General features: G+C 74.7%; 5 protein-coding genes. 2 read left to right on the top strand and 3 right to left on the bottom strand.

The features are described 5' to 3' along the window. Positions 1 to 266: 266 nt before the first annotated feature. The 3 genes from rsgA to ABZ920_RS29410 all read right to left on the bottom strand — a co-directional run bounded on the left by rsgA (position 267) and on the right by ABZ920_RS29410 (position 4,716). Positions 267 to 1,379: a ribosome small subunit-dependent GTPase A gene (gene rsgA, locus ABZ920_RS29420; protein ID WP_361511525.1), complete on the bottom strand. Its 1,113-nt coding sequence runs from the start codon at positions 1,377 to 1,379 to the stop codon at positions 267 to 269. A gap of 248 nt (positions 1,380 to 1,627) precedes the next feature. Further along, positions 1,628 to 3,133, bottom strand: a complete 1,506-nt coding sequence (locus ABZ920_RS29415) for a cellulose-binding domain-containing protein (RefSeq protein ID WP_361511522.1) — start codon at positions 3,131 to 3,133, stop codon at positions 1,628 to 1,630. Positions 3,134 to 3,381: 248 nt separating this feature from the next. Next, positions 3,382 to 4,716, bottom strand: a complete 1,335-nt coding sequence (locus ABZ920_RS29410) for a radical SAM protein (protein ID WP_361511520.1) — start codon at positions 4,714 to 4,716, stop codon at positions 3,382 to 3,384. 312 nt (positions 4,717 to 5,028) lie between these two features. Between ABZ920_RS29410 and ABZ920_RS29405 the strand changes: the two genes are divergently transcribed. Next, entirely contained in the window at positions 5,029 to 6,273 is a 1,245-nt protein-coding gene (locus tag ABZ920_RS29405) for an FAD-binding protein (protein ID WP_361511517.1), read from the top strand. A gap of 159 nt (positions 6,274 to 6,432) precedes the next feature. Next, the gene (locus tag ABZ920_RS29400) at positions 6,433 to 7,017 is read left to right on the top strand and encodes a TetR-like C-terminal domain-containing protein (RefSeq protein ID WP_361511514.1); all 585 of its coding nucleotides are present in this window, start codon (positions 6,433 to 6,435) and stop codon (positions 7,015 to 7,017) included. Positions 7,018 to 7,129 lie beyond the last annotated feature (112 nt).

Genomic DNA, 7,129 nt, shown 5'->3' with positions numbered 1-7,129 from the left:
GGACGGTGGCTCTCCCGCGCCGGGCACGCGCCACGCGGCGCCCGCCCGGCACCGCCCGACCTCGGCCGCGCGCGTCCGAAGCCGGCCTCGAAGGCTCCGGCGAGAGAGGGACGAACCCCTCCGGCGCCGGACAGGCTCCCGCGCCGGACAGGCGGCGCCGGCCGCCCGGTCGGCGCCGAGGCCCGGTCCGCACCGAGGCCCGGTCCGCACCGGGACCCGGCGCTCGGGCGGCCCGGCACGGGCCGTCCGGGCGGCCCGGCCTCCCGCTACCGCTGCCGGCCCCGCTTCGCCTCCATCGCCGCCCGGCCTTCGGCGCCCCTGCGCTTCCACTCGCGCCGGATCTCCGCGCGGAGCCGCGCGTCGGTCTTGGCGACGATCCGCTCGTTCTCGCGCAGGAGCTTGCGGTAGCTCACCAGCCGGCGCTCCGGCAGTGCGCCGGACTCGACGGCGGCCAGCACGGCGCACCCCGGCTCGCTCCCGTGGGCGCAGTCGTGGAAGCGGCAGGTGGCGGCGAGTTCCTCGATCTCGGAGAACACCTGCCCGACCCCGGCCCCGGCGTCCCACAGACCGACACCGCGCAGTCCCGGGGTGTCGATCAGGACGCCGCCGCCCGGCAGCACGAGCAGGTTGCGGGTGGTGGTCGTGTGCCGGCCCTTGCCGTCGACGTCCCGGGTGGCCTGGACGTCCATCACGTCCTCGCCGAGCAGCGCGTTGGCCAGCGTCGACTTGCCGGCCCCGGACTGCCCGAGCAGCACGGAGGTCCCGCCGGCGACGACGGCGGCGAGGACGTCGAGGCCCTCTCCGGTCCTCGCGCTGACCGCCAGCACACAGGCGCCGGGAGCCGCCGTCTCCACGTCCTGGACGAGGTACGACAGCCCCACCGCGTCCGGCACGAGGTCGGTCTTGGTGAGCACGACGACCGGCTGCGCCCCGGACTCCCAGGCCAGGGCCAGGAAGCGCTCGACGCGGGCGAGGTCGAGGTCGGCGGCGAGGGACACGGCGACGATGGCGTGGTCGACGTTGGCGGCGAGGATCTGCCCCTCGGACCGCTTGGAGGAGGTCGAGCGCACGAAGGCCGTGCGGCGCGGCAGGAGCGTCCGCACGTACCGCGGCTCGCCGCCCTCCGGGTCGACGGCGGCCCAGTCGCCCGTGCACACGACCTTCACCGGGTCGCGCGGCACGACGAACTCGGTGTCGGCCCGGACGGTGCCGTCCGGCGTGGCCACGTCGCACAGACCCCGGTCGACCCGGACGACCCGGCCCGGCACCAGACCCCGCGCGGCGTGCGGGGCGAACGCGGCCTCCCATCCCTCGTCCCAGCCGTAGCGGGCGAGAGGGTGCGACGAGGAGGAGAGGTGTGAAGAAGAGGAGTGGTTCAAGGGGAACCCTTCACGAGGGTGGCCCCCGGCCGGCGCGCGCACGGCGCGTCAGGGTGGAGGTCTCAGCCGGCGGCCACGGAGGTGGACTTGACGGAGGTCTGGATGCGGGCAGCGCCCATCGCAATGACAGCCATCGGTCGACACCTCCTTCTGTGCGCGTGCTCGGCTGACGGCGGCCGCCGGCCACCGACTGGATCGCGGTTACTGTAGCCCGGTTTCGTGGCGACGCGTCAAAGGCTTTTCCCGTGTCAGGCCGCCGCGCAGGCGCGCCCGTTCAGGGTGAGGTCGCGGGGCGCCGAGTTCGCGCCCTGCAAGGAACCGATGAACCCGAAGTTCAGCGAGCCGCCGGCGGCGACGGACCGGTTGTAGTCGGCGGCGGTGGCGGTGACCCGGGCGCCGCTCTGCGCGACGGTCGCATCCCACATGCGGCGGACCTGCTGGCCGTCACGGAAGGACCAGGCGACCCGCCAGGTGTCCAGGGCCCGCGTGGTGGTGACGGTGACGGCGGCCTGGAAGCCGTCGGACCACTGGTCGACGACGTCGTAGCGGACGCGGCAGGTCACCGCCTCGCTCGGGCGCGGCGTGGGGCTGCCGCTGCCGTGGGCGGTGGCCGAGGAGGTGCCCTGGGGCTCCGGGTCGGGGTTGCTGGGGCCGGGCCCGGTCGTCCGGGCGCTCGGCGACCGCTTCGCCGGCGCGGACGGTGCGGACGGTGCGGACACCGAGGGCGTCGGCGAGGGGACGGGCAGCGGGACGTCCACGGACGGTTGCGCGTCGGCGACCGGCGAGCGGCCGGCCTCGGCGCGCGCGCTGTCGCCCGCGGAGTCCCCGAAGGGCATCAGCGACACGGTCAGCGCCAGCGCGGACAGCAGGACCGCGGCGGCGAGCAGGCCGCCGCGCACCACCCGCTGCCGGCCGGCGCCCTCCCCCGGCTCCCCCGGCTCGCCGCCCGCCGCATCGGGACGGGGTGCGCCCCGCCGTGCCTCGGCGGCCCGGCGGCGGCGCTCCAGGTAGGCGAGGCCGCCCCAGCCGATCACTCCCCCGGCGAGGGCCGCGGGCAGTGCGCCGCCGTGCAGCCGGAGGCAGGCGGCGGCCTCCGCGCACTCCACGCAGGTGGCGAGGTGCCGGGAGAGGTCGCCGGGCGTGTCGGCGGTGGGCGAGCGGGTGACCGCGTCCAGCAGCCGGGCGTAGCTGCGGCACTGCGTGTCCATGGGCGTGTCGAGGTGGGCGCGGTGGCAGCGGCCGCGGAACAGGGTCCGCGCCTGGGCGAGTTCGTCGGCCACAACGGCCGGGTCGAGCCCGAGCCGGCGGGCGACCGCGGGCAGCGGCAGCGCCTCCACCTCGGCGAGCCACAGCAGGTCGGCGTCCCCCTCGGGCATGTCCCGCAGACCGCGCAGCGCGAGAGGCCGTCGCGGCGGCGGGCCGGTGTAGCGGGCGGCCTTGCCGGAGTTGAGCCACAGACGCAGGTCGGGGTCGAGCCGGTGGCCGCGGCCGTCGGCCTCCCAGCCGGCGGCGGTGGCGCGGACCGCGGTCAGCAGCAGCGGGACGGCGGGCAGCCGGGGCCCGCGGCGCCCCCGGGGCGAGCCGGCGGCGTCGGCGCGCACCCCGCGCACGCCCCGCGCGAACGCCTCCGTTGCCAGCTCCTGGGCCGCGGCGGAGCCGGCCGTGCACAGGTCGGCGTAGGAGAGGACCGCGTCCCAGCACTCGGAGAACAGCGCTGACTCGAGGGCGTCCTCGGGCGTCGGCAGGTCGGGCATGAGTCTCCTGCATCCATCAGCGACGTCGACTCACCGTCGAGGAACAACTCACCGCGGTGACGATGAAGTTGGGAGGCGCCTCGCGGCGGGGCCCGAGCTTTTCACGTCCCCGACACCACTGACAAGCAACCTGTTCGGATGCGGTTACCACCGGTTGTGCGGCCTGGGCCCGTCTCTCCGCCTGTTCGTACGGGCCGCGGCCGCGTTCGTCTCACCGCCACCGCGGAAGTCTCACGTCCGCGCGGGCCTCACGTCCGCGCGGGCCGGACAGCCGACGGCTCCTCGGCGGGCAGGCTGTCCATGAAGGAGCTGACGGAGAACACCGCGCGGCCGGGGCCGGGCGGGCCGTAGCCGGGGGGCGAGGAGAGCCCGAAGTCGTCCATGGTGGCGCGGTAGGCCTCCAGCAGGCGGATGTGGTACTCCAGCGGCGCGCCCTGCGGGTTGGCCTTGCCGAGCGGGGTGGTGGGCTCGGGGCACCAGGTGGTGAACCGGGGCGTGATGCCGTGGGACATGAAGAAGCGCAGGCCCTCGGTGGTGGAGGCGATGGCCTCGTCGACGGTCGTGAAGCCGAACGGCTCCGCCATCTCCACGCCGGCCACGAAGTTGGGGATCACGTTGCGGGCGCCGAAGACGTCGGCGGAGTCCAGGATCCGCTTGTGCCACTCGTCCCGGCCGACGTAGCGCTCCTTGCCGGGGCAGTACAGCTCGAACAGACGCCGGTCCCACACCTCGAAGTTGGGGTGGTAGATCTGCACGCCGTAGTCCTTGAACCGCTGCACGTCCGGCTTCGGCAGCGCCTGCGCGACGACCTTGCCGATCCAGCGGCCCGGGAAGCGCTCCTCGATGGCCTTGGCGTAGTGGCCGTAGAAGTCGGCCTCGTCGCGGCCTGCGACGGTCTTGGTGATCGCGCCGCCGGTGAGGGTGTAGGCCGTGGACGCCTTCTGGGTGTCGTACCGGTCGATGATCTCCAGCGCCTCCAGGACCTCCTCGACGTCCTTGACGCCGGTGTAGGGGCGTCCGGCGGCCTTGTGCTGGCGCCAGTTGTGGTTGATGTCGCAGTACTGGCACTCCTCCTTGGCGCCGAAGTACTGGCAGACCCGGAAGACGGTGAGGTAGATCAGGTAGCCCCACTGGATGGTGGGCGCGACCTCCATCACGGACTTCCCGTTGGACAGCCGGTGCCGGTAGTACTCCGGCATGGGCGGCACACCGACGTCGGCGATCCGCCGGCCGTCCAGGTAGAGCCCCAGCAGTCCCTCGTCGTCGGCCGCCACCCGGTACGGCGAGGAGGGGTTGACCCGCACCGACACGACGGTGCGCCGCAGGCCGTAGGGCCCGCCGGTGAGGATGATCTCCTCGGGCGGGCGCCGGAGCGCGGCCTCGCCCAGCTCGGGCAGGGTGCCGTGGTCGAAGGAGAAGATGAAGTACGACTTCGGCTTGACCTCGCCGCTCTCGTTGTCGCTGAGGGCGGACGCGTCGAACGCCACTCCGCCGCGGAGCAGGTCCTCCTTGAAGACGGCCTCTCTCGGCACGTGCGGGAAGCGCTCCATCAGATCCTCGACCAGCGCGGTACGGCTGCCCATCCGTCTCTCTCCTCCCGGCTCGGGCGTACGACTCCTCACGGTATGCCCCCGCTCGCGCGCCGGCCCCGCCGGGTCCCCCAACGCCGGGGTGCGCCGGCCCGCCGAGGCCGCGGCCCGGGACGGTACTGCGGCCTGCGCCTCGGGTACGGTCCCCAGGGCCTGTTCCGAGTTCCCCGCCCGCGCCCCGACGCCGGGCACGCACGCTCGCCGCACGGTGCCGCAGCGCCCGCGCTCCGCGCGGGCGGCGCGGAACCCCGATCAGGCCCTGACGGAGCGCGCGGCGAGCCGGCCGCTCGCGGGGAGGAACGACGGATGACCGAGACCGTGACCAACTGGGCGGGCAACATCGCCTACGCGGCCAAGAAGGTGCAGCGCCCGCGTTCGCCCGGCGAGGTGAGGGCACTGGTCGCCGCGAGCCCGCGGGTGCGCGTGCTGGGCAGCGGGCACTCCTTCAACGCGATCGCCGATCCGGGCGCCGACGGCGTGCTGCTGTCGCTGGGCGCGCTGCCGGCCGAGGTGGACGTCGACACGGCCGCCCGGACGGTGCGGGTCGGCGGCGGCGTGCGCTACGCGGAGCTGGCCCGCCGGGTGCACGCGCACGGGCTGGCACTGCCGAACATGGCCTCCCTGCCGCACATCTCGGTGGCCGGTTCGGTGGCCACCGGGACGCACGGGTCCGGGGTCGCCAACGGCTCCCTCGCCGCCGCCGTGCGGGAGGTGGAGCTGATCACGGCGGACGGTACGACGCTGCGCATGGCACGCGACGACCCCCGCTTCGGTGGCGCCGTCACCTCCCTCGGCGCGCTCGGCGTCGTCACCGCGCTCACCCTGGAGCTGGAGCCGTCCTTCGAGGTGGAGCAGCACCTGTTCACGGAACTGCCGCTGGCGGGACTGGACTTCGAGACGGTGGCCTCGGCCGCCTACAGCGTGAGCCTGTTCACCGACTGGCGCGATCCGGGCTTCCGTCAGGTGTGGCTCAAGCGGCGCACCGACCGGCCGCTGCCCGACTTCCCGTGGGCGGTGCCTGCCAAGGTCGCCCTCCACCCGGTGCCCGGCATGCCCGCGGAGAACTGCACGGAGCAGTTCGGCGTGCCGGGTCCCTGGCACGAGCGGCTGCCGCACTTCCGGGCGGAGTTCACCCCGAGCAGCGGCGCCGAGCTGCAGTCGGAGTACCTGCTGCCGCGCCGGCACGCGGTCGAGGCGCTGCACGCGATCGACGGCGTCCGGGAGACGGTCGCCGCGGTGCTGCAGACCTGCGAGGTGCGGACCGTGGCCGCCGACGAGCAGTGGCTCAGCCCGTCCTACGGCCGGGACACGGTGGCCCTGCACTTCACCTGGATCGACGACACCGAGAAGGTGCTGCCGGCGGTGCGGCGCCTGGAGCAGGCGGTGGACGCCTTCGACCCGCGGCCGCACTGGGGCAAGGTGTTCACCACGGCGCCCGAGGTGCTGCGGCCGCGGTACCCCCGGCTGGCGGAGTTCGGCGCGCTGGTCCGCGCCCTGGACCCGGCGGGCAAGTTCACCAACGCGTTCGTAGGGGACCTGCTCGGCGGCTGACCTCCGGCCTGTTGGGGGCACAGTCCGCGTACGGGCCGGAGCCACCCGAGGCGTGCGGCCCGGGCGGGCACCGGAACGGTTCCGCGGAGATCGCTTCTCCTTCCGGTCGGCCCCAGGGGCTAGCCTAGGGCCACTAGGTTTCAGGGAGGGGAGGTTGCCATGGCCCGTGCCGGGCTCACCGCGGACCGGCTCGTCGCGGCCGCCGCCGAGCTGGCCGACGAGGCCGGGTTCGAGCATGTCACGCTCTCCGCGCTGGCGCGGCGGTTCGGGGTGAGGGACGCCAGCCTCTACTCGCACGTGCGGAACCTGGAGGACCTGCGCACCCGGCTCGCCTTCCTGGCCGGCGGCGAGATGACCGACCGGATCGCCGCCGCCGTGGCCGGAAGGGCCGGCAAGGACGCGCTGGCCGCGTTCGCCGGCGCCTACCGGGCGTACGCCCTGGCGCACCCGGGGCGGTACGCGGCCACGCAGATCCGGCTCGACCAGGCCCTCGTCGCCGGCTCCCCCGCGCTGAGGCGCACCGCCGAGATCACCTACGGGGTGCTGCGCGCCTACGGCCTGGCGGAGCCCGACCTCACCGACGCCGTGCGCCTGCTGCGCAGCACCTTCCACGGTTACTGCGCCCTGGAGGCCGCCGGCGGCTTCGGCGCGCCGCGGGACGTGCGCGCGTCCTGGGACAAGGCCGTCGACGCACTCCACGCCGCCCTCATCCACTGGCCCCGGGAGGGCGAGGAGGACGACTGACCCGTACTACGACGTCCGGATGCTGTTGGTTTATTCGGGCCTGTGCGTGACGTCGGCCTTCAAGACCCGGTTGTGGTCTTGAAGGCCGACGTTGTCGTATGGGGTGGGTGCG

It is taken from the genome of Streptomyces sp. NPDC046831, assembly GCF_040645305.1.
Taxonomy (GTDB): domain Bacteria; phylum Actinomycetota; class Actinomycetes; order Streptomycetales; family Streptomycetaceae; genus Streptomyces.
The sequence above is the reverse complement of the archived record's forward strand: the minus strand, read 5'-3'. Positions and strand labels throughout refer to the sequence as shown.